This window comes from Planctomycetia bacterium, from assembly GCA_015075745.1.
GTDB lineage: Bacteria > Planctomycetota > Phycisphaerae > UBA1845 > UTPLA1 > UTPLA1.
The window spans coordinates 140,627-163,110 of the sequence record JABTTW010000002.1; the positions used below are offsets into that span (position 1 = coordinate 140,627).

At 60.4% G+C, this 22,484-nt stretch carries 16 protein-coding genes; 12 read left to right on the top strand and 4 right to left on the bottom strand.

Annotation, left to right across the window (positions count from 1 at the left end; genetic code table 11):
* From HS101_14150 to cls, 6 genes are all read left to right on the top strand, one after another.
* The gene (locus HS101_14150; protein MBE7507408.1) at positions 1-1,200 is read left to right on the top strand and encodes a hypothetical protein; all 1,200 of its coding nucleotides are present in this window, start codon (positions 1-3) and stop codon (positions 1,198-1,200) included.
* Complete coding sequence (locus tag HS101_14155; GenBank protein MBE7507409.1) at positions 1,197-2,645, top strand: hypothetical protein; 1,449 nt, start codon at positions 1,197-1,199, stop codon at positions 2,643-2,645. The genes HS101_14150 and HS101_14155 overlap by 4 nt, the downstream gene beginning before the upstream one ends.
* A 115-nt stretch (positions 2,646-2,760) precedes the next feature.
* Entirely contained in the window at positions 2,761-4,134 is a 1,374-nt protein-coding gene (locus HS101_14160) for a dipeptidase (protein MBE7507410.1), read from the top strand.
* A 177-nt stretch (positions 4,135-4,311) separates the two neighbouring features.
* Positions 4,312-5,391, top strand: a complete 1,080-nt coding sequence (locus HS101_14165; GenBank protein ID MBE7507411.1) for a PEP-CTERM sorting domain-containing protein — start codon at positions 4,312-4,314, stop codon at positions 5,389-5,391.
* 247 nt (positions 5,392-5,638) lie between these two features.
* The gene (locus tag HS101_14170; protein MBE7507412.1) at positions 5,639-6,769 is read left to right on the top strand and encodes an aminotransferase class V-fold PLP-dependent enzyme; all 1,131 of its coding nucleotides are present in this window, start codon (positions 5,639-5,641) and stop codon (positions 6,767-6,769) included.
* 122 nt (positions 6,770-6,891) lie between these two features.
* Positions 6,892-8,340, top strand: coding sequence for a cardiolipin synthase (gene cls, locus HS101_14175; GenBank protein ID MBE7507413.1), 1,449 nt, complete (start codon positions 6,892-6,894; stop codon positions 8,338-8,340).
* Positions 8,341-9,384: 1,044 nt separating this feature from the next.
* Here the strand turns inward: cls and HS101_14180 are convergent.
* Positions 9,385-10,221 carry an FRG domain-containing protein gene (locus tag HS101_14180; GenBank protein MBE7507414.1) on the bottom strand — a complete coding sequence of 279 codons (837 nt, stop codon included), beginning with the start codon at positions 10,219-10,221 and terminating at the stop codon, positions 9,385-9,387.
* Between the two features lie 134 nt (positions 10,222-10,355).
* Here HS101_14180 and moaC point away from each other — a divergent pair, with 134 nt between their 5' ends.
* Entirely contained in the window at positions 10,356-10,862 is a 507-nt protein-coding gene (gene moaC / locus HS101_14185) for a cyclic pyranopterin monophosphate synthase MoaC (protein MBE7507415.1), read from the top strand.
* Here the strand turns inward: moaC and HS101_14190 are convergent.
* Together HS101_14190 and HS101_14195 are read right to left on the bottom strand one after the other, a co-directional pair.
* A complete protein-coding gene (locus HS101_14190; GenBank protein ID MBE7507416.1) occupies positions 10,859-12,700 on the bottom strand; it encodes a redoxin domain-containing protein in 1,842 nt (613 codons plus the stop codon). The two genes, moaC and HS101_14190, sit on opposite strands and share 4 nt — an antisense overlap.
* A 129-nt stretch (positions 12,701-12,829) precedes the next feature.
* Positions 12,830-13,510, bottom strand: a complete 681-nt coding sequence (locus HS101_14195; protein ID MBE7507417.1) for a DUF480 domain-containing protein — start codon at positions 13,508-13,510, stop codon at positions 12,830-12,832.
* Between the two features lie 244 nt (positions 13,511-13,754).
* Here HS101_14195 and HS101_14200 point away from each other — a divergent pair, with 244 nt between their 5' ends.
* Complete coding sequence (locus tag HS101_14200) at positions 13,755-14,843, top strand: hypothetical protein (protein ID MBE7507418.1); 1,089 nt, start codon at positions 13,755-13,757, stop codon at positions 14,841-14,843.
* Positions 14,844-14,940: 97 nt separating this feature from the next.
* On the top strand, positions 14,941-17,142 hold the full coding sequence (locus tag HS101_14205; GenBank protein MBE7507419.1) for a GreA/GreB family elongation factor: 2,202 nt from the start codon (positions 14,941-14,943) through the stop codon (positions 17,140-17,142).
* Positions 17,143-17,165: 23 nt separating this feature from the next.
* On the opposite strand, the gene HS101_14210 is transcribed toward HS101_14205, so the two are convergent.
* Positions 17,166-18,461 carry a hypothetical protein gene (locus HS101_14210; protein ID MBE7507420.1) on the bottom strand — a complete coding sequence of 432 codons (1,296 nt, stop codon included), beginning with the start codon at positions 18,459-18,461 and terminating at the stop codon, positions 17,166-17,168.
* A gap of 210 nt (positions 18,462-18,671) precedes the next feature.
* On the opposite strand from HS101_14210, the gene HS101_14215 reads away from it, so the two are divergent.
* The 3 genes from HS101_14215 to HS101_14225 all read left to right on the top strand — a co-directional run bounded on the left by HS101_14215 (position 18,672) and on the right by HS101_14225 (position 22,470).
* Complete coding sequence (locus HS101_14215) at positions 18,672-19,823, top strand: terpene cyclase/mutase family protein (protein ID MBE7507421.1); 1,152 nt, start codon at positions 18,672-18,674, stop codon at positions 19,821-19,823.
* Between the two features lie 253 nt (positions 19,824-20,076).
* Positions 20,077-21,102, top strand: coding sequence for a prolyl aminopeptidase (pip, locus tag HS101_14220; GenBank protein ID MBE7507422.1), 1,026 nt, complete (start codon positions 20,077-20,079; stop codon positions 21,100-21,102).
* Positions 21,103-21,135: 33 nt separating this feature from the next.
* Positions 21,136-22,470 carry a tetratricopeptide repeat protein gene (locus HS101_14225; GenBank protein MBE7507423.1) on the top strand — a complete coding sequence of 445 codons (1,335 nt, stop codon included), beginning with the start codon at positions 21,136-21,138 and terminating at the stop codon, positions 22,468-22,470.
* Positions 22,471-22,484 lie beyond the last annotated feature (14 nt).

The window sequence follows — 22,484 nt, forward strand, 5'->3', positions numbered from 1 at the left end:
ATGACCACGCTCTCCCGACAGTCTGAGGTCATTCGTCGAAGCGGCGTCGCGCCAACGGGTGACAATCCGCGCGCGATGCGAAGGCGTCCCGGCGGTTCGCGTTCGGCATTCTCCCTCCTCGAAACCACCATCGCCCTCAGCATCCTCGGCGTCGGACTCATCATGGTTGCCGCTGTCTTCCCTGTTGCGCTGACCGAACACCGCCAGAGCACCGAGCAATTCCGCGCGATGGAGCTGTTCTCCAAGGCAGAGGCCATGATCGCGGCCAAGGTCAACACCGCCGATCTCTGGGTGGATCCCGTCTATCTCCCGGGTGGTCTACTCGTAGGCCGGGACTCACCGTGGTACCTGCTCCCGACGTCCAATGTCGCCCTCGGCAACGATTGCTGGGACGCGATGATCCAGGGCCTCGCCCCCGATGACGAACTCTATGCCAATTTGGCCAACGGCTATCTGCCCGGCGTCACCGTGACGCCGCCATTCCCGAATCGTCTCACTCTGCTCGGCCTCGATATCCTCAGTGACAAGCTCGCCCCCTTCACGAACCTGCGCAACAGCTCACCGTGCATGGCGATGGGCTCGGGTGTTCTGCCTCCGTCCGCATCGCCCTTCACCGATGCCGAGCTCATGACCACGCCTAATCGCATCGTGTGGTACGGCTTCTATCGCCGTCTCGCCGCAGGCACGTTCGAATTCGCCGCGGCAGCCTGCAAGCAGCGCCGAAGGCAGTTCTTCGCCGAGCAGGACTTGACTATTCCCGCGTTTGCATCCGATCTTGGAGCTTTTCGTACCGATAGGCGATTGCCCGTACCGTGGCGTGTGCTGGTTGCGTGGGATGGTAGAAACGTTATCTCCAACGGCGTTGTCGTCGTACCTCCGCCGCCCCATGCAGTCGAATTGAAAAAACTGGCGAGACTCGCGCCAATTGGCACAAAGCTCATGGTTCGCGGAGGGGTCGATGGACCTTCTCCAGTGCCGCCGATCAGCGCCGGGACGATCTTGACCGTATCCGACATCATCGACGACTACTCGGTCGAAATCGTTGGCGAAACAAGCGGTCTGGTGCCTTATGACCCTGATTTTCCGACTTCTCCGGGCCCACCGTTTTACGCGTTCGATGTCTGGGTCTTCCCCCCCGCTTTTGAATCAGGCTTTCTCGGTCGCGAGTCGCCGGTGCTCGATTGGAGGGTGCCGCTATGATGGTACGCTCCAAATCGCCGATGCGCCCTGCGCGCCGCGCCTTCACCCTCCTCGAAGTCTCCGTGTCGATCGGTCTGCTCCTGATCGCCATGATCACCGTCGCCGGTGTCCTCCACCTCAGTTCCGATGCCGCCGGCCGAACCGCCGCACACGCCCGGGTGATCGAGGCCTCCACGGCCCTTCAACATGAGCTGTCCGACAAGCTCGAAAAGATCGTCCCCGGTCTTCTCATCATCGAAAGCCCGCCGGCCACGCTCGCCCGCGTCGAAGCAAAGGGCGGCTCGCGCTATTTCCGACTTCGTCGCGACAGGCTCGTCTTCATCGCGGCACACGGCGGCGAAAGCGCCTTTGAATCCTTCACCGACCCCACGCGCGGCACCCCTTCCAATCCAGCATTCGCTCCCGCTTCCGGCGACGAAGCGCTGATGTACTTCGGACCGGGCATTCCCGTCGTCGCCGATGGTACGCCCGGTGGCAGACAGCGAGGAATCGAATTCGGCTCCGATGACCCCGATCTCATGGCATCAGAATGGATGTTTCTCCAAAGAGCCTTGATCTTCCTGCAGACCAATCCGCCCGTGCCCGGTTGGTTTCCGCCGGATATGAGCATCTTTTCCGGCGGCGCAGGAATGCTGGATGGCGCCGATCTCGACACCGCCCCATCGCTCATGCCGATTTTCAATAATCGTATGGACGCCGTTGTTTCGGAGCCGTCCCCTGGACTGGCGGCCGGTGGCGCGAATCTGATCAGACACCTCAATGATCGCGTCGCCTTCCCCGGCGCCTTCGCGGCCCTCTTCCACGGCCCGTTGCCTTCGGCCCGTGCATTGTGGCAGGCCAGTCTCGCCCCCGCTTCGGTCAGCTACACCGACGAAAACGAAATTGATTACTACACTCGCTCCGGCTCCACCTTTTCCACGCGCCTCGCCGATTTCAGCATCGAATGGACCGACGGCGGCCGAGTGGACCCCTTGGGGCCTGACAACACACCGAACACCGGCGATGAGGATTTTCGCACCCGTTGGTTCGGCCTCGCCCCCGACGTGACCGATACCTTTGACACCGCCAATCCGGACAATCTCAAGTTTCAGGCACGATTGAGGGGAACTGCGAATATCATCAATCCGTCGAATCCGAACCCCGCGAATCCTGACAATGACCCCGCCGCGACGACCGCCTTCTTCAATCGAATTGAATGGTCGCCGACCGGCGTCTTGCGAGATGCAGACGCCCGTTACCGGGCAGTTTGGCTCGGCGCCGACTACGGTCTTCATCCCAAGGCCCTGCGATTCACCTATCGAATCTTCGACGCGAACAATCGCCTGACCGAAGACACAACCATCGATCTCAACGAGGACGGAATCCCCGATCCCGATGCCGCGTCGACGCCGTTTCTCGTGCGCCGCTGGGGCCGCCAGTTTTCCATCGTGATCCCGCTCTCCTGATCGCCCTGCCCGGTTGAATTCCTCATCGCGCCTTCCTACAGTCCAGCGCCATTTGACCCGCCCCGGACAGCACCCGACAATACCGGCCTAAACACTTTCAATCAGCGAGGGCGAAATGAAGAACGAAGCCATCAACGCCGCGATTTCCTACCTTGATCAACACAAGGACCGCTTCCAGGCCGAGCTGTTCGACCTTTTGAAAATCCCAAGCATCTCCGCACAGAAGGACCATGCCACGGATATGCGCCGTGCCGCCCAATGGGTCCTCGACCGATGCAAGGCCGCCGGTCTTCGCGCCGAAATCGTCGAGACCGAAGGCTGGCCCGCCGTCCTCGCCGAAGGCCCGCTGCATCCCGGCCGCCCTACCCTGCTCGTCTACGGTCACTACGATGTACAGCCCGAAGGCGATTTGTCGCTCTGGCACACCGGCCCGTTCGTCCCCGTCATTCAGGAAGGCAAGATCGTCTGCCGCGGCGCCGCCGATGACAAAGGCCAGATGTTCTGCGCCATCCTCGCGGCCGAAGCGTGGCTAAAGACGGCTCGCGACATCCCCGTCAATGTCAAGTTCTGCATCGAGGGCGAGGAAGAAGTCGGCTCGCCCAATCTCGCCAAGCTCATCAAGTCACACAAGGAAAAACTGGCCTGCGACTATGTCGTCATCCACGACACCGCCCAGTTCGGCGAAGGCATTCCCGCCGTCACCGCCGCGACCAAGGGGCTCGTCTACAAAGAGATCATCATTCGCGGGCCGAAGAAGGATCTGCACAGCGGAACCTTCGGCGGCTCCGTCGCCAATCCGGCGAATGTCCTCGCCAAGCTGATCGCCTCGTTCCACGATGCCGAAGGCCGCGTCAACATCCCCGGCTTCTACGATTCCGTGCAGGAAATGTCGGATGATGAAGTGAAAATGATGAACTCACTTCCCTTCGACGAATCAGCCTTCCTCAAAGACCTCGGCAGTCCCAAAGGTTGGGGCGAGCAGGGCTACAGCATCCTTCACCGACGCTGGGCACGGCCGACGCTTGACGTAAACGGCATCTACGGCGGCTACATGAAGGAAGGCTCAAGCACCATCATTCCGTCCATGGCCGGTGCGAAAGTCTCCATGCGCCTCGTTCCGGATCAAAGCGCCGAGGAAATCGAACGCCTCTTCGAAGAAACCGTCCGCGCCCGCGTACCCGACACCGTCACGCTCGAGATCAAGACCCACGCCAGTTGCGACCCCTATCTCGCCGATCTCCGTTCCGCCGGGATGAAGGCCGCGCGCCAGGCCGTCGCCCTCGGTTTCGGAAAAGAGCCCGTCTTGATTCGTGAAGGCGGCAGCCTGCCGATTCTGCCGATGCTTCGGCAAGTCCTGGGCGCCGACAGCCTCATGCTTGGCTACTGCATGCCCAACTGCAACGCCCACTCCCCCAACGAATTCTTCCATCTCCGCGACTTCGAAGCTGGCATGCGAACGTCCGCCGCGTTATTCGGGCTGATAGTCTGACCTGCGCCGCAGTTGCCCTCGTTAGCGGACGTCGCCCGCCCCTTTTCAGAATCAGTCATATCCGTCGCTGATCCATCCCGAGACTTATGGCCCGCCCTCAGGCCGCCGATATCTCCGTGAGGCCTTGCAACGCGCCGAGACGCGCGATTTCGCTTTCACCGCCGGGAGGTTACTGCCATGCAGCTTCGAAAAACGCTCGTCTTCATCATCATCCTCTCAACCGGGTTCATCGCGCCCACCGCCGAGGCCCAGTTCAGCAGCTTGCAGCAGTTTCTCTTCCAGTCATTCCGCCAGGTCGGCGATCGCACCGCAAGCATCTTCCCGGGGGGCGGCCCGCTCTTTGACAACAACATTTTCGATCAGGCCATTCGCTACAACCGAACCGGCGACGGCTGGACCTACGAGGAATTCCGCTTTTTTGGGCCCGATAGTTTCAACAACCCGAATTCGCTCGACCTGGGCCCGCTCAAGATTCAACTCGGTGCCGACGCGACACTTCTTGGCAACCCGCAGCCGGTCGGCATTCACAACAGCGTAGGTTACACGACCGCGCTCATTCCCGAAGTTTCCTTCAGGTCCCAAACCGGCCAGCGTGCATTCAACGTGTTCAGCGGACAGACCAACTTCTCGCCGGTGCCCATCAACTACGAAGTGACCATGAATACCGGGATTCAGGATTATCAATGGTCCGGCAACATCCTCGTCGACGCCAACGGCCGGATGAACGCCTTGGGCTTCTATGACCTCGACATGCGCGTCATGAACGTCGGCCAATCGACCGCCGACGGCCTTGTCGTCCATGATGAGCAGGTTACCGACTTCGATACCGGGCCGATCAACATTTCCGGCAACATCATGTTCGACGCCCTGGCCAGCCTCGCCCAGGGACTCGGCCAGACCGAGGCCGCCGCCTTTCCGCGTGCTATCTCCGGCGCCTCGGGTGACATCAACTCATCGAAAGCAAAGGTCGAGGAAATCATGGCCCGCATCCGGGCCGGCGAGCCCGTCAGCGACGAGGACATGTCCTTCATCATGCAGCAAATGTTCGTCACTGCATTCCTGAACGACCCGCTCGGCTTCATGCAAAACGGCCTGCCGGACGTGATCCCCGGCTTTGAAGGTCTCGAATTGGCCGTCTCCGAAGAACAGCCCGAACCCGCGACCAATACCAACGTCCCGGAGCCCGGTACCCTCATCCTCTTGGGGTCCGCCGCCGCTATAACCAGCTTCATCAAGCGACGACGCAAAGTGGTGTAAGCCTCCAAGCACTCGCAATCCAGCCATTAAACGGGCCCGGTTGGTCGAAAGATCACGGGCCCGTTTTTTTTGCGCCGCCTCTCCCGGTCAGCGAATCATTTTCGGAACCAGATTCCCCGCGCCGATTCTCCCTGACCCGATGGAAAATTCTCCGCACCGCGAATTCTCGTATATATAATAGACAGGGGCGGCCGATCCGTTTCATCCTCTGACCACCAGAAATCTGGCCGGCCCCGGAGCGAGGACCATGCTCGAGATCAGCGCCATCCGTGCCGAAATGCCGATCACGCGGCAATACAATTACCTCGATCACGCCGCCGTTGCGCCGATCTCCGGCCGCGCTGCCGCCGCAATGGCCCGCTTCATTGAAGAGGCACAAAGTCATTCCTACGCCCGCGGCGGCCTGTACCCCGAGTCCAAGCGCGTTCGCCAGCTCGCCGCCAAGCTGCTCAACTGCCACACCGAGGAAGTCACCTTCGTCAAGAACACCGGCGAGGGTCTCAGCTACGTCGCCAACGGCCTGTCCTTTTCCAAGGGCGACAACATCGTCACCGCCGGATGCGAGTTCCCCGCCAACATCTATCCCTGGATGAACCTCCGCTCCGCCGGCGTCCAGCTCAAGATGGTCCCGGAGGACAAAGGCCGCGTCCCGCTGGAGCGCCTCGTCGAATTAATCGACGACCGCACCCGTGTCGTGGCCATCTCCGCTGTCCAGTTTGCCAGCGGTTTTCGAACCGACCTCGCCAAGCTCGGCGCCATCTGCCAGGAGCGCGGCGTCCTCTTCTGCGTCGATGCCATTCAGGCGCTCGGCTGCGTTCCCATCGATGTCCGCGCCATGAAGATCGACTTCCTCAGCGCCGACGGCCACAAGTGGCTCCTCGGTCCCGAAGGCGCCGGCATCTTCTACTGCCGCCATGAGCTGCTCGGCCTTCTCCGGCCCTCCACCGTCGGGTGGCTCTCCGTCAAGAATCCGCTCAACTTCTCCGACTATCGCCTCGACTTCCGCGATGACGCCCGCCGATTCGACGGCGGCAGCTACAACCTCGCCGGAATCTGGGGTCTCGGCGCCTCCATCGAGTGGCTCCTCGAACTCGGCGTCGACAAGATCTGGGAGCGCGTCCAGTTGCTCACCGATCGTCTCGTCGAGGGCGTCCGCGAAAAGGGCTACCGCCTCGTCAGCTCCCGCTTGCCCGGCGAGTCCAGCGGCATCGTCGCCTTTGTCTCATCCACCCACGATCACGCCCGCATCGTTTCCCACCTTCGCCAGGAATACCGCACCGTTATCGCCGCCCGCGAGGGTCGCCTCCGCGCCAGCCCCCATTTCTACAACACCGAGGACGAGATCGACCAGCTCGTCGAGCATCTCCCCGGCCACTAGTGGACCAACTTGTCTGTCTCCCTGGGTAGCATGAGCCGCCGGCTCGTGCGTTTTCATCCGGCCCGCCCTCGACCGGTCTCTCTGTTGCCATCGGCGAATTGCTCGGTTAGCACTAGTGCCCGATGAACGCCGCCGCCTGGACCATCCTGTCCATCCTGCATTACTCCGCGACGATCGTCGTCATCGAAAACCTGCTGCGCAAAAAGCACGACCCGCGCGGCACGCTCGCCTGGATCTTCGCCCTTCTCCTTCTGCCTTTTTTCAGTCTTGCCCTCTACCTGCTCATCGGAAATGTCCCCATCCAGCGCAAGGTCCGCCGTCGTCATCACCACCGCAGGATGATCGAGCCAAACCTCCGCCGCAAAACCACCGAGGCCGTTGCCTCGCACGACGCTCGCGACGAACCCGGCCTCGACCCCGCCCAGCGCTCGCTCATCCGCATGGCCGTGCGCATCGGCGAGTCCATCGTCACCCGCGGCAACGATGTCTCCATCCATCACGACGCCGAAGCCGTCTTTCTCTCCATGAGCCTCGCCCTCGAGGCCGCTCAGTCCCACATTCACATGCAGTATTACATTTTCGCCAACGATGAAACCGGCCGCGCCGTCGGCGACCTCCTCATGAAGAAGGCGCGCGAAGGCTTGGAGGTGCGCCTTCTCCTCGACGCCATGGGCTCCTGGCGATTGCCGCGCTCCTATGTCCGCACCCTTCGCCGCAGTGGCGTAAAGGTTGCGTTCTTTCTGCCGTGGGGACTCATCAGCCGTCGATTCCACCTCAACTGTCGCAACCACCGCAAGGCGGTCATCATCGATGGCCGCATCGGCTTTTGCGGCAGCCAGAACATCGGCGACGAATACCTCGGCCGTCGGCGCAGGTTCGGCCCCTGGCGCGATACCCATCTCCGCATCCGCGGGCCCGCCGTCGCCCAGCTTCAGGAGGTCTTCATCGAGGACTGGCACTTCGCCGCCCACGAGGACCTTTCAGCAAGCGATCGTTACTTCCCCGAGCCCCAGCTTCCCGGCTCGCAGATGGTGCAGATCATCGCCAGCGGGCCCGATCGCCGGCCGAACATGCTGCATCAACTCCTCAACGCGGCCGTCTCCGACGCCGATCATTTCGTCTCGCTGGTCACGCCGTACTTCGTGCCCGATCGGGCCATGATACTGGCACTGGCGTCGGCGGCCTTTCGCGGCGTGCGCGTGCGTCTGATGCTGCCGGCCCGGTCGGATCACCGCATCGTCCTGTGGGCGGCACGGAGCTATTACGAGGAATTGCTCGAGTCCGGCGTGGAGATTTACGAATACTCCGAGGGCATGCTCCACGCCAAGACCGTCGTGGTCGACCGCCGCTGGGCGATGGTCGGCTCGGCCAACATGGACGAGCGGAGCTTCCGCATCAACTTCGAGCTGACCAGCCTGCTCTACGACGCCGGCCTGGCCCAGGACCTCCACGCCGACTTCGACGCCCTGCGCGAGCGCGCCGTCCGCATCACGCCGGAGTATTTGCAGAAGTGGACCTACCTCCAAAACCTCACCATGGGCGCCGCCCGCCTGGCGACCCCGCTGCTGTAAAGCGGAAGGATTCCGCTCGTGCGTGAATCCCTTCTCGCACGGCCAACGATGGGAATCCCTTCCCATGTTCTCGTCCCCCGCCGGCCGTTTTCCCGCGCCAAAAGCGTACAAATCCAAGGTGACATAAGGTGAAAAAAAGGGGCCGAGGGATCGAGGGGCAGAGGGATCCTGGGTGAAGACCAGCGGGCTGATCGCGCGTAAGTCCTGCAAAGTCGAAGGTGACATACGGTGACACACGCGATTTTTTTCGTTTGCAAGTGTTGTGGCGGGCACGTGTTGGGGCGCTTCGCGTTTTGGGTGGTTTTTGGTGGAAACGTCGAAAAATCGAAACTTCGAAATGCGAAGAGCCGGAGGGCGGACGCGTGTCGCACCGTAGCGCCACCTCTTGTGGGTGGCGTTTCTCGAATGACGAAGGGACCGACGTTGCTGCCCGAGTAGGGTGCGCCCCCGTAGCGCCACCTCTTGTGGGTGGCGTGCTTGGGAACCGTCGCGGACTCCAAAATCGAAGGTGACAATAGGTGAAAAAAGGGGCCGAGGGATCGAGGGGCAGAGTGGTCCAGGGTGAAGGCAATCGCGCGGATCGCGCACAACTCCTGCAAAATCGCAGGTGACATATAGTGACACAGCAGATTTTTTTCGATTGCAACTCTTGCGGCGGGCACATGTTGGGGCGGTTCGCAAATCCGGCGGTTTTTGAGTGATATTGACCTGACCCGAGCCGGGGCCAAGAGTTCGAACGGCGAATGGTGTGAGTGGATTGGATTTCGCATCGTGCGCCTCCTTGCCGGACTGGGTGGATTGATCTCTATTGATCAACACTTGCTCAGTGTCCGCGCCTTGGGTCGGGAGGTTGGATCGCTTGATCCATCTTGAGACATGAATGGCGTGGAGTCTTGGAGGCGAATGTTTGCTGCTTTAGGCCGAGCATGGGAGAGGTCTTCAATAAGGTAGCATGTCCCCGACGCCCTGCCGATGCCCATATACGCATCTTGATGCTACCGGATCCGGCTCTGTTGCGGATGGCACCAAGGAACTTTGATTTCGTCAATACCCAACGTACCCCAAGTCGTGAAAGCGACGTCTAATGAATTCGGCATCGGAGATTTCATTGGCGAGGTGCTCCAAATCTGGAAAGACATCTGACTCGCGAATTCCGAGCACCCTAAGTTCTGATCGAAGCTGTTTCTTGGCCTTCGCGGGAACGACAATCCTAGCGAGACTTGCTGAGCAGTTGACCTGCTCGACGGAACCATATTCAGCAATCTTGGTAAGACATTCGCCGCTTCGGTGAATCGTGAACATTGACTTTTGGGCAATTATCCGACGATCAAATTCCTCAGGTGCGAATGCAAGCACGTTGTCAGCATTCGTTGTCGAACCGGAAGCCCGATCAAACGCGTGCCTGGCGATTTCAGACACCTTGGGATGTCCGGCGGTTAGCATACCCTTGATCCCACAGGTGGCATCGTTCAACCTGCCCGGTAGCAACACCCAGATATAGCCTTCCTTTTCCTCGTGTTCCTTAGTTTTCGAAATCGTTACACAGAAGTAGGCACCAATCAGCGGCGATTCCGTCCAGTCAAGAAGTCTGGTGGGCAGTCCATAATGGCGCATGAGCGAAAGCCAGCGAATGTGCTCATTGAGATCCGGCGTATGGGAATGGCGACTTGGCGCACGAAGTACGAAATCATTGCTCATGCTAGCTTCATGATTGGCCCAGTTAGGCTCGCGAAACACCTGGGGAGTAAGCTTTTCGAATGCGCTCTGCTCGCCACGGAACCACATTAGCGAGCTGCTGACATCCTGAAGAATCTCTACGAAATTCAGTAAGTCGTTACAGGAGTGTATTTCGCCTCGTTCAATTATCGCTGCAGAATCCAAGAATCGCACCCTAAATTCATCTAATTGCTCAGATCGTACCCCAGCCCATCCTAGTCTATGATATCAGGAGCGATGAGAAATGGAACTTGATAACGCATCGCAATTCTGTAGCAATTTGCAGATAATTGGTTGAGATGACGAGTAGATTATCAATTGCATTGTCCCACGTCGATGCCCGCGGCCGGGCGCGTATGGTTGACGTCTCCGCCAAGAAGGTCACGCGGCGACGTGCGGTCGCGAGTGCACAGGTGAAGCTCCGGCCCGCGACGCTCAAGCTTATTCACGACGGCAAAATTCCCAAGGGCGATGTGTTCGCGGTGGCCCGGCTCGCCGGGATTCAGGCGGCGAAGGAGACGTCGCGGCTTATTCCGCTCTGCCACCCGCTCCCACTGGATCATGTCGAACTGGAAATCTCCGCGAAGCGACCGGACCGGGTCATCATTCGCGCGGAGGCGGCGGTGGGGGGGAAGACCGGCGTGGAGATGGAGGCGCTTGTCGCGGCCTCCGTCGCCGCGATGACCATCTACGACATGTGCAAGGCGGTGGACAGGGGCATCGAGATCGGCCCCATTCGCCTGGAGGAAAAATCCGGCGGACGATCGGGTACCTGGAAGCGTACGGGCAAAAACAAGAAAGCCTAGGACGCGCCCGACTTGTCATCCTTGCCTGCCTTCGCGGCGGCGGCGGCCGTGTCCTTCTTGGCGGGCACCCAGTCGATGTAGCCGATCATCATTTCTTCCCAGGTCTGCTCGCCCCATTTGACCGGCTTGGTCGGGTCGGGGTTGTCGTAGTTCTTTTCCGAGTTGTCAAAAACACCGATGCACTCGATCTTCGTTCCCTTTTGCACCAGCATCGGCTGCTTGAGGATGTACGACTCCTGCCAATTGAAGTCGTAGTCCGTTACCGACAGGACCGTCTTCTGGGTGCCGTCGAGCTGATGGATCAGGAACTTCCACGACTTGCCGCGCGTGTGCATGTGCGGGAAGAAGGAGAGGACTTCGATGTCCTCGTTCGGCACGAACTCCGAACGCACCTCGTAATCGGCGGCCCCGGCGGGAATCTCGAAGCCCAGGTTGTAGATACCGCGCGTGGACACTTCGCGGTCGATCGGGTCCTTGGCAAACTTCAGGCCGATGCTCGAGCGATCGCGCTGGGCCTTTCCATTGGTGGTGTAGTGCATCTGGAAGATGAGCTTCGCGCCGGCCGGGAGCTTCTTCGCGCAGCCCTCGGGGAAGATCGACGGCGTATCTCCCGGAACCGTCGCACACAGGAACCCGTCCTCAAGGCCTAACTGACTCGGCTGGCGATTCCCATTCTTGGGATCGACAATGAACGCGAGGACGTGGTGCACGACCTCGGCCGCGCCTGGATGGGCCTCCATGGCCACGATCCATTTGTCTTCCTTGAAGTCGGTGGGAATCTCGAAGTACTTGTATTCGACCGTTCCCTCCTTCGGGACGAGGAACGACTCCTTCATCTGATAGATCTTGTCAGGCTTGCCGATTCGCCACTGCTTGGGGAACTTTTTCGGCTTGGGTTCCTTCTTGGGATTGCCGCGCGGCATTCCGCCGTCGAGCCAGGCGAGGAGCGTCGATTTTTCCTTCTTCGACAGCTTTCGCTCGTTGGCGAAATGGCCGTCGAATTCGTCATCGGCGTTCCAGGGAGGCATTCGACCATCGCGGACGACGAAGTCCATCATCGCCGCCCACCCGGTGACCTGTTCGTAGCTGGTCAGCGGAAAGGGCCCGACCTGTCCCGGCCGATGGCAGGAAACGCAATTGTTCTGAATGATCTTCGCCACATGCGAGGCGTAGGTGAACTTCGTCTTCGAGGCCTTGGTCTTTTTCTTCGACGCCGTTCGGGTGATAAGGCAGCCCGGGGCAGCGGTGCGCGTCTCTCGCGGGTCATTGCCCTTGAGGGCGGCGTCGATGGCCTTTTGGAGGTACTTCACCTTCGGCTTGTCGCGCTTCTCGCCGAGAGCATACTGATCGTCGATCATGCCGCGGTAGCGAATCAGGCCTTCCTTGTCGATGACGAAGACCTCGGTCGAGGTCTTCGCGTCGAGCTGTTCCGTTAAGGCGTGGTTCTTGTCCTGAAGCATGGGGAACTTGACGCCGCGAACCTTCGCCTCCTTGGCGATGGCCTTGAGCGAGTCCTGCGGATTGGCGTTGATCCCGACGAACTTCACCTTCTTGGGGCCGTACTTTTTCTCCAGCTCGGCGAGCCTCGGCATATAACGCTCGCTGATGGGACAGCCCAATCCGGTGTAGGCGACGACCAGCACCTTGCCCTTGTGGTAATCGAGGAGCTTGACCTCTTTGCCCTTCATGTCGCGGAGCTTGGCGTCCTTGAGCTTCTCGTGAATGCGGTCGTCAGGCGAACCATTGGCCTCTGACGCCGTCATGGAAACCATGAAAAGGGACAGGATGACGACCGGCAGGATAGACGAGCGCGCGGTGGCAGAGGTGATCTGACTCATGGACATTCGACTCCGTTGATCACGAACAGGCTCGCCGGAAAGTGAACGAACACCATTATAACGATCTGAACACCTGTTCCTACCCGAATCATGAGAGGGAGCCATCGGCTTAACGATTTGCAAACAATTCTACGACTGGACGCCTCGCTCGATCAGGCTCCGCAATTGAGCCAGTTGCGCTTTCAGGTCGGACACTTCGGCGGTCAACTGGTCGATTCTCGCCCCCAGGACTGTGTGGGCGTGCTCATCCTCGGGGCTGACCTCAGGCCGCGAAGTTTGTGCAGCAGGCGCGGAGAAATGGCTGACGTTCACCGGGCCGCCCAGAAGTTGAGCCCAGCGGGTCGTGGATTGGCCGGGCTGCCGGGGGAGTTCGCGGACCATCGGCGGCTCGGCCTTTTCAAATTCTCCCAGAAGCTCGGTCAGGTATGCGATATCGCCAGGTGGGATCATTCGCGAGACATGTGTTCGCAGTTCGCCGAGGGTTTGCGGCCCCCGGATCATCAATTCAGCCATGACGGCCCGCTGCACCGCGTTCCAGCCGAACCGCTGCTCCACCTCGTGCCGGAAACGGTTCGCCCGAGAGCCGCGCGGCGTATCGGCGAAGCTCACAAGCTGCCATTGCTGTAGCTCGTGAACGGCTGCGGCGACCTCCCCCTCGCTGAGGCTCAGGACCGGGTCGCGATTGGTCTTCTGATTGCAGCCCAGCGTCAGCGAATTCAGGGTCAGCGGGTACGTATCGGCGTTGGTCATCGACTTTTCGATGAGGACGCCGAGGACGCGAATCTCAAGGGGCTTCAATTCGATCGCCATGGTGGAATTATGACAGAATCGGCGGGGCCGGGGTAGGGCGGCAGGTGGGCGGGCCCGCAAATTATGCATTGAGGATGGGGAAAATGCCGCAGTGGCTGATTTCCCCCCAAATGACTGCAATACTCGGGATTGGATTCCGTTTCCAATAATAGGACGGTCGCGGACAGTCCGCGCCGGGATCGTTTCGATCAGGCCTGCGGATCGGTTAAAATAGAATGGTTGGTTCGCCGCTGAAAGGGTGCCCATGCTCGCTAGCACATTCATCACAATTGTCTGGCTGACGCCTTCCCTCGCGATGGCCCAAACGCCGCCGACTGAAAATGCCGGCGGTCGGGTTGAGGCGAACGAAGTTGATGAAGTGACCGCCGATCGTGAGGCCCGCAGAGAAGCTCGGCGCAACGAGCGCCGGCAGCGATGGGAGCGCTACAACAATGCCACCCCCGTCGAGCGATCCCAGATGCGCGTCGATCGCATGGTCGACATGACCAGCCGCATGTACGAACTGGACGAAGTGCAGAAAGTCATGGTTCGGCAGGAGATCTTGCAGGTCCAGGCCGAGCGCCGGGCGGCAATGGGTCCGGACGCGGAGGAACTCGACAAGCTCCGCCAGCAGATGGTTGAATTCTGGAGCACTCAGCGCGAAGGAGACTCAGCCGAAGGGGCTGCGCGATCGGGCAGGGACCGCCGCCGCGAGTTACGCGACAATCCTGAATTCCGCCAGTTGCGGGAAAAGATGCGCGCCATCGAAAACAAGTACCCCATGGACTGGGAAGCCGCCGCCCAGCGCGTCGAGGCGCTCCTTCCTCCCGAACAGGCTGAGCGAGGTCGTGCCCGCCGGGCGGAGCGCGAGGCTCGCTGGCGCGATCGACGCGGCGGCGAAGGACGTCGCGGCAATCGATCCGAGCGTCGTGCCGGCCAAAACGAGGGCAGGGTCGTTGCCGGTGATGCCGTCAATCAGGAAAGGTCCCGTCAGGATGCAAAAGTAGCGAGTCGTGCAGCGGGTGCTGAGGCGCCGGTGGTCGAGTCGTCGAAGCCCGCACCGGTTCATCCCTGGGAAGTCTATACGCACGACTTTATTAAGCGGCACCAGTTGGCTCCCACCCAGGCGAACGCGGCCCTGGCGATCCTTCAGGACTCGCGACAGCGCGGCGCCCGCATCGAGGCCTCGATTGCCGCTGAGCTTGCCGAGGCCGAGAAGATCGCCGACTCGGTCGGTCGGCAGAAGCGGTTGGCCGAGTTGCGTGCCCCGATCGACCGCCTTTTCGACGACCTGAAGGGCCGGCTAAGCGGCCTGCTGACCGCCGAACAACGAAAAAATGAAGCAGGACTGTAATCTGAACAGGTCCTTCTTCTCACATTGACGAAACTCGACAAATCGCCCATGAGGCGGCATAATGTTGGTTTTTCCCAACTGTCCGGGCAAAACCAATATGCAAACCGAAGCCGTCAGCCTCGAAGCACTCGCCAAATCAAACCGCTGGACCGATCTGGAGCGCGAATGGCTCGCCTCCATCGAACAATCTGACTCGAGTTTCGATGAACTCATGACGGTGATCGACATCGTCGTGAAGGCCGGTCAAGGCGAGTTGGCCGACACGCTCGGTTGGGCGTGGCTGACGCAACTGAAGACCGATCATTCTCCGCAGGAAGTGCTGGAGCGAGGTCGGCAATTGATCGTCCACCTCAGCGACGGCAATGAGCTGCGCGAAGAGATCCTGAACCTGTACCGCCAGACACACCAGGATCGGGCGGACATCGAAGAGTGGATCGACCGTTCCGGGCTCAAGTCGGGCAAATCAGTTCGCCGGGCCCTGCGCTTTCTCGACGTCGGGCTGGAACTGTCCGAGGGCTGCTACGTCATCCATCGTACCGACGAGGTGGCCGGGCAGATCACCCGCTTCGACTTCGACGCCGATGAGGCCCAGGTCAAGACGCCCCGTCGCACGCATACCCTCGACGTTGCCACGGTCATTGAAGAGTACGATCTCGCCGATCCGAACGACTTTCGCGTTCTGGAACAAGTGCGGCCTGATGAGATCGCCCATCTTGCGACCTCCGACCCCTGCGCTCTGGCCATCGGGATTCTTCGCGGTCACGGAAACAAGATGAACCGCGATTCGTTCAAACTCACGCTTTCGCCGCGCTATGTACCGGCGCCGGGCTGGTCGGATTGGTGGACCAAGCTCCGCAATGCCATCAAGAAGTCGCGAAATCTGCGCATTGAGGGGCGCTCGCCGATGTTTCTGGTTTTTGACGAGGTCGGCCAATCTCCCGAACAGGAGTTGATGGTCAACTTCGAAAAGGCCGAGACGCCCCGTGAGTGGCTCGAGCAGATTGAAGGCTACCTCCGCCTGTGCCGCGAAAGCAAACATGATCCCGACGTGAAGTTTCTCGATCGCGTGCAGGAGCAACTCGTGAGCTCCATCGAGCGGTTCTGGCGGCACAAGGAGCCGGCTCTGGCATTTGCAACGGCCCTGGTCATTGAGCGGCTGGCGATGGACGGCGTGCCTGTCTCCTCGGATGCGCACGGCACGGCCATTGAAAAGCTGCGGCAAAGTGCTGATCCCGTCAGAATCGTCGCCAGCATCTCCGATGCCCGGCTTTGGCCGTTGGCACTGACGATCGTCGAGCAGGCCCTTCCCGATAAGTGGCCCGAAGTCTTTGCCGAGTGCATACTTTATTCTCCCGCTGGACAGTGCGACGTGCTGGCCAAGAAGGTGGAAAGTGCCGGTAAGGGTGAGTTGCTCCCGGAGATCGCCAGTCGTGCCCTCTCCGAGCCGGGCCGATACACCGATGCCCTTATGTGGCTCTGGAAAGGGCCCTCGGTGCAGACGCCGCTCGGCCTGCCGCCTCTTTCAGAATTGCTGACTCTCGTCCTCGGCCTGGTCGGCCCTGCGCGCATGTCCGAAGGCAAGGTCGCCGGACAAACCGTCAACGAGATGCGCGCCAAGGTTCGCTCCGGCCTCTCCGCCAAGGACTACGAGACTTTTCGCCGGTCGATCAATGACCTCGACGACGCCATGGCGCAATCGACGCGCCGCCTCGTGGACCGCGCAGAGGGCCTGGGCCCGTCGGTTCAGGACGACATGAGCAACATTGTCCGGGCGAGATTCCCGCACCTGTACCTGCGGCCCAAGGTGACCATGTGGGATGACGACAGCGTTCTGTACTTCACGCCCGGCGGCCTGAAGTCGAAGCAGGATGAAGTCGCCGAGCTGGTCAACGTCAAGATGCGGGAGAATGCCAAGGCGATCGGCGAGGCCGCCGCCCACGGCGATCTAAGCGAGAACTCCGAATACAAGTTCGCCCTTGAAGAGCGGGACCTGCTGCGGGCGCGCGTGGCCAAGCTCAATCGCGAAATCTCAATGGCCAAGCTGCTCGAACGCTCCGACATCCCCTCCGATCATGTCAGCATCGGGCAGCGGCTGGTGCTGGAGCCGGTCAGCGGCGGCGCACCCTTCAACATCACGATTCTTGGCTACGACGAATCTGATATTTCCGAGAAGGTGTATTCTTACCACAGTCCGCTTGCCAGGGAACTTCTGGGCAAGCGAGTCGGCGACACTGCCTCGATCAATCTCGACGACGGAATAGTCGAGTATCGCATCGTCAAGATCGAGAGCTTTCTCTAAACTGATCTGATCGAGTGCGGCCGTCACACGACGGAAGCAGCCTCGTTCACGATCGGCGCCGCGGCGGCCCGGCGAACCATCGGCTCAACTTCCTGAGCTCCCGTCATCCACTGCTTCAGGCTTTCAAGCGTCGTCTGCCAGTCGGCGGCGGTCCGTCGTTCCAAAAACGCACGGAAGAGAAGATCGATTGTCGCTGACAAGTGACGGATCTGCTCGATCCGTTCCTCAAAGACCGCCCGTGGACCGGAGTCAATTTCCAGCTTCGGTAATACCGCACCCGAAACACCAAGCGTCTCGGCCTGCAGGACGAGTTCGTACTGCTCGCCCTGGCGGCTGATCATCAACCCCGCCTTACGCGGCAGCTTGCCCGCGCGAATGGCTCGCAAACTTTCCGGCAGGCTCGCCGGACCGGGTGCGGCCAGCGTCGCTTTACCCGACTCGGCCCAGGGACATTCGAGGACGAGCTGCTTGACGATGATCATCGCGGCCTCGGTCTTGTCCTCAAGAGCGATGGTGTCGCCCTGTGTGGCAAGCGTAAACCACAACCACAGGAGAAACTCGTTCCCGAGAAAATCGCGGGAGGCCGGATCGCGAGCCGTCCAGTAGATGTCGGTGTGGCCGTTACCGTTTTCGTGCTCGACATACTTGGCCGCCTGCATGGCTTCAATCCGGCGGGACAGGCCGTTGCCCTCGGCCCATCGGTAAGCCATTGTGCCGGAAGTAACCGGCTCCAGCTTCTTGTCGAAAGTGTCCTTGAATAGAGGAATGAGCCGCTCAAAGATCGCGGGCTGGGTGGCGCCGACGTAGAGGATATCCGTCGCCGTGTCCCAGAGAATCGGCACCTGTCGCATGACGGCGAAACGGCCCTGCCGAATTTCCTGCGCCGCGCGGTGCTTCGCCGCCTCCACCGCCTGCTTCTTCAGCTTGGCGAATCCCTTGACCTTCCCGGTCGCGGCCAGACTCTCAGCCATGTCCGATCCTTCGTCGGCACGAGCCGGCGCCGGCGGCTGATCCTTCAGCAGTGAATCCAGCTCCTGCTGGACATAGGCGTGCATGACATCCGGAGGAACCTTGGCCGAGTCGATCCTCATGCCAAAGTGAAGGCAGTCGAGCAGAATGTTCTTCTCGGCGTCGAATTCGCGGTCGAGAAGATGCCGTCCGCCGATCCAGCCGACTTCCTCGTCGTTCGAGGTGGGGTGTCGGCGCTTGCCGATGGCGTGTTCGCGGAACTTTTCGAGAAACTTTTCGTCCACTCGTTTGGGCGAGCCGCCGACCACATGAAATCGAGAGAACGCAACCGTGCCTGATAGAAAGGGCATTTCTGATCGCCTCGTATTTGGACCGCTAAGGATCGATTAACCGGATCGATTCACCGACCTGGACATGCCGATGATGCCGTCGCATGATAGAATTGCCTGTGGCCTGCGCCAACGCGAAATAGAGTGACAATTCGGTGCAAGTGATAAGCTTTGCATCTTCATTGCTTAATGATTCGAAGGCGCGAGAATTCACATTCGGAGTGCAAACAAATGACAGCCGGTTTTCTTCGACGACTCGTCCTCGCATTCATTTTTTCATCAAGTTTCGTCGCCCACGCAGGCGCGTTCGATCGGCCGCCCGCCGAGGGAAAGCTGCCCGTGGAGCTTCGAACGCGCGCGCAGCAGTCCGTTGATCGTGCGCTCGCGTTCCTGCGCAGCTCGCAGGGCAAGGATGGCGGTTGGACCGAGCAGTTTGGGCCCGCGGTGACCGCCATCATCGCTCAGGCCTTTGCCGCCGACCGCGACCACGGGCCAGATCACGCAGTCGTCAAGCGGGCAATCGAAAACATTCGCAGATTCGAGCAGGAAGACGGAGGCATCTACGAGCGCAAACAGAACCTGGCGAACTATCAGACCTCGGTCGTCCTCAGCTTTCTCGCTACCCTGCCGGGCGAGGAGCAAAAGTCCCGCATCGCCCGTGCACAGGCCTTTCTGACGAAGTTACAGTTCGATGAGGGCGAGAAGATCGAGAAGTCCGGCACCTGGTACGGCGGCGCCGGATACAACGAGACCAAGCGGCCCGACCTTTCCAACACTCAGATGATGCTTCAGGCGCTGCACGACAGCGGCCTGTCCAAGGGCGATCCTGTGTACCAGCGTGCCCTGGTCTTCATTTCGCGCTGCCAGATGAATTCATCAACCAACGATCAGCCGTTCTCAAAGGAGTACAGCGACGGCGGATTCATCTATACGGCCGCTGACGGTGGCGAGTCGAAGGCCGTCGAAAACCCGGGGGAGGTCAAGACATCGCTCCGATCCTACGGCTCCATGACCTACGCCGGGTTCAAGAGCATGTTGTATTGTGGACTGTCCAAAGAGGACCCGCGCGTCAAAGCTGCCTACGACTGGATTCGCCGGCACTACACGCTCGATTCGAACCCCGGCATGCCCGGCAAAGTCTCCAAACAGGGCCTCTACTACTACTACCATGTCTTCGCGAGGGCGCTTTCGGCCTACGGCGAGCCGGTCGTGATTGATTCGAAGAATGAATCGCACAACTGGCGCGTGGATGTCGTCAAGAAGCTCATCTCCCTCCAACGGCCCGACGGTAGCTGGGTGAATGAAGCCGATCGCTGGCTCGAGGGCGACGCCAACTATATTACGGGCCTGACCGTCCTGACCCTTCAAAACGCCATGGAATAAAACTGCGGCCGCGCCTGTTCATACCGGAAGTAACGGGATAAGCCCGGCAGATCTCCGGACCTCACATCCTTGAGTGCTTGACCGGCCGCACTGTTGGGTGCACGCTGTTGGCGTGTTCTTCCTTGGTTGTTCGGTGCCGCTCGTTCGCGGGTAGTGGGAGGAGTATTGCATGGTCGAGGTTGAGTTGATGGGCAGACGGGCCCGATCAGTCATTCGTCGCATTCGTTGCACAGTGACTCAGCGGGCAGTCCTGATGCTGTTGCCATGTTTGACCGTGCTCGGACAGGCGTCGGCGCAGGTAACTGATCCTGAGAAGCTTTACGACTACTATCCGCCCATCGAACCCTTTCGCACCGGGCACTTGAAGGTCGATGACACCCACGAGATCTATTACGAATTAAGCGGAAACCCGCTTGGCCATCCGGCCATGGTGCTCCACGGCGGGCCCGGCGGCGGAAGCTATCCGACCCTTCGCCAATATCACGACCCCAAGAAATACCAGATTATCCTCTTCGACCAGCGCGGCTGCGGTAAGAGCAAGCCGCTCCACAGCCTTGAGGGGAATACCACGCCGAATCTCGTCGAAGACATGGAAAAGCTCCGCGCGGAGCTGAAGATCGAAAAGATGCAGGTCGTCGGCGGCTCGTGGGGCTCCACCCTGGCACTTGCCTACGCGGAAAAGTACCCGTCGCGCGTCGACTCACTCGTACTGCGCGGTCTCTTTCTCGGCACAAAGGCGGAGATCGACCACTTCTATCATGGTGGCGTAGGTGAGTATTTCCCGGAAGTGTACGCCAGACTTCAGGCCGTCATTCCCAAGCCGAAGGAATTGAATTACCCGCAGCAGCTATTGAGCCTGCTCAAATCGGACGACGTAGAGACGAGAAAACTCGCTGCCCGCGCATGGTCCGCCTACGAAACCAAGGTGGGTGCGCTGCTCACGACCGATGAAGAAGTCGAATCCATCCTTAAGCAATTCGATACATATGCGTTCGCCCTGATCGAAAACCACTACATGGCCAACGACTGCTTTCTCGAGGAGGGCGAGCTCCTGAAGAACGCCTCAAGACTCTCCGGCATTCCCTGTGTCATCTGCCACGGTCGTTACGATGTGATCTGCACGCCGAGGGCAGCCTATCAGTTGCACAAAGCACTGTCGGACTCGGTATTGGTGATTGTCGAGGCGGCCGGACACAGCGGCAGCGCCCCGCTCATGAGGTCGGCCATCATTGCGGCGATCAGATCGCTTGAGCCGCGCGTACTGGGGTCCAAGAGTTAGGGCGACACGGACCATCCGCCCTCATCGTGCTGCATGCAAACGAGCAAAGATCAAGGCACCGGGACCGACGAAACGGCGCAGTCGCCGTTCTCGCCACAGCGAAGCGATCGCCGGGTCATGCGCACCCTGTGGATCGTGGTCACCTGTGGCATGTTTGTCATGCTCGTGGGCACGGCGTGGTTTGCGGGGGCGACCTATTGGGACAAGCTCGAGACTGACAGGGCCCTCAAGCTGTCGAAGTTGGAGCGCGAGGCCGAACGGAAGGAGCGCGTTCGGCTGGAGCAGATGGTCAGTGATACCCGGGACGACGCCAACAACTCTGAGGACCTGGCAAAGTTTGCCCTGGGGATCATCTCGGCGAAGGACGGCGCCGCGCCCGTCGATCGCGATCTGCGTCTCAGCGACATGCTGGCCCGCGCCGCGGCCCGGCTGGATGAGGGCGCGTTCACGAACCGTCCGGAGTTGGAGATGCGCCTTCGCCGCCTTGTCGGAGAAGCCTTCGAGTCACTGACGCTCTACAGTGATGCCGAGCCGCATTTTCGCATTGTCCTGGAAATGACCAAGTCCCTCAGGGGTGAACGCAACCCCGCGATGATCGAAAGCGAATGGGCGCTTGCCAGAGTATTGAAAAAGCTCGGAAAGTCCGAGGAGGGCGACGCCCTGGCCGCCGAAGCGCAGACTCTTTACGACGAGTGCATGAGTCAAGTGCCCTGGGGTCGCGTGCCGCGGCTGTACGGCATGGCCCAGCGGCAGGTGGAGGCGGGCTTGTATCTCGCGGCCGCGGGGCAGATTCGCTATGCAATCGCCGTGCTGGATCGCCAGTATGGCCCCGATCACCCGCTGATTTTTCAGGCGATGATCCGCAAGGCCGGCATTTTGAGTGAGGGGGAACAACTTGTCGCGGCCGAGGCGGATTACCGGCAGGCGATCGACCAGCTGCGCCAGCGACTTCCTCCGACACACCCACATATCGCCGATGCCCTGAGCGGTTACGCGAAGATGCTCACGAGAACCGTGCGAACGGATGAGGCGGAGGCCGTGGCCCGCGAGTGCTTGAGCATCCGCGAGGCATCCTTGCCCGAAGGTGATTGGCGCAGAGCCAGCGCCAAGTGTCTGGTAGGCGAGGCCCTTCTTGCTCAGAGGAAATTCGAACAAGCGGAGCCATTGTTGTTAGAGGGCCTGAAGGAACTCGACAGTCAAGACGATACACCGAGTGCCCGACTGGAGGATGTGCGAAACAGTCTGGTCTCTCTCTACGAGGCCTGGGAAAAGCCGGATAAGGCTGATGCTTTTCGATCGAAGCGTAGAGCGAAACCGACGACTTCCGCCCCAGGAATCGAACGCCGGCCTGGTAAGGCCATTGAGTGACACGACTCGCGAGC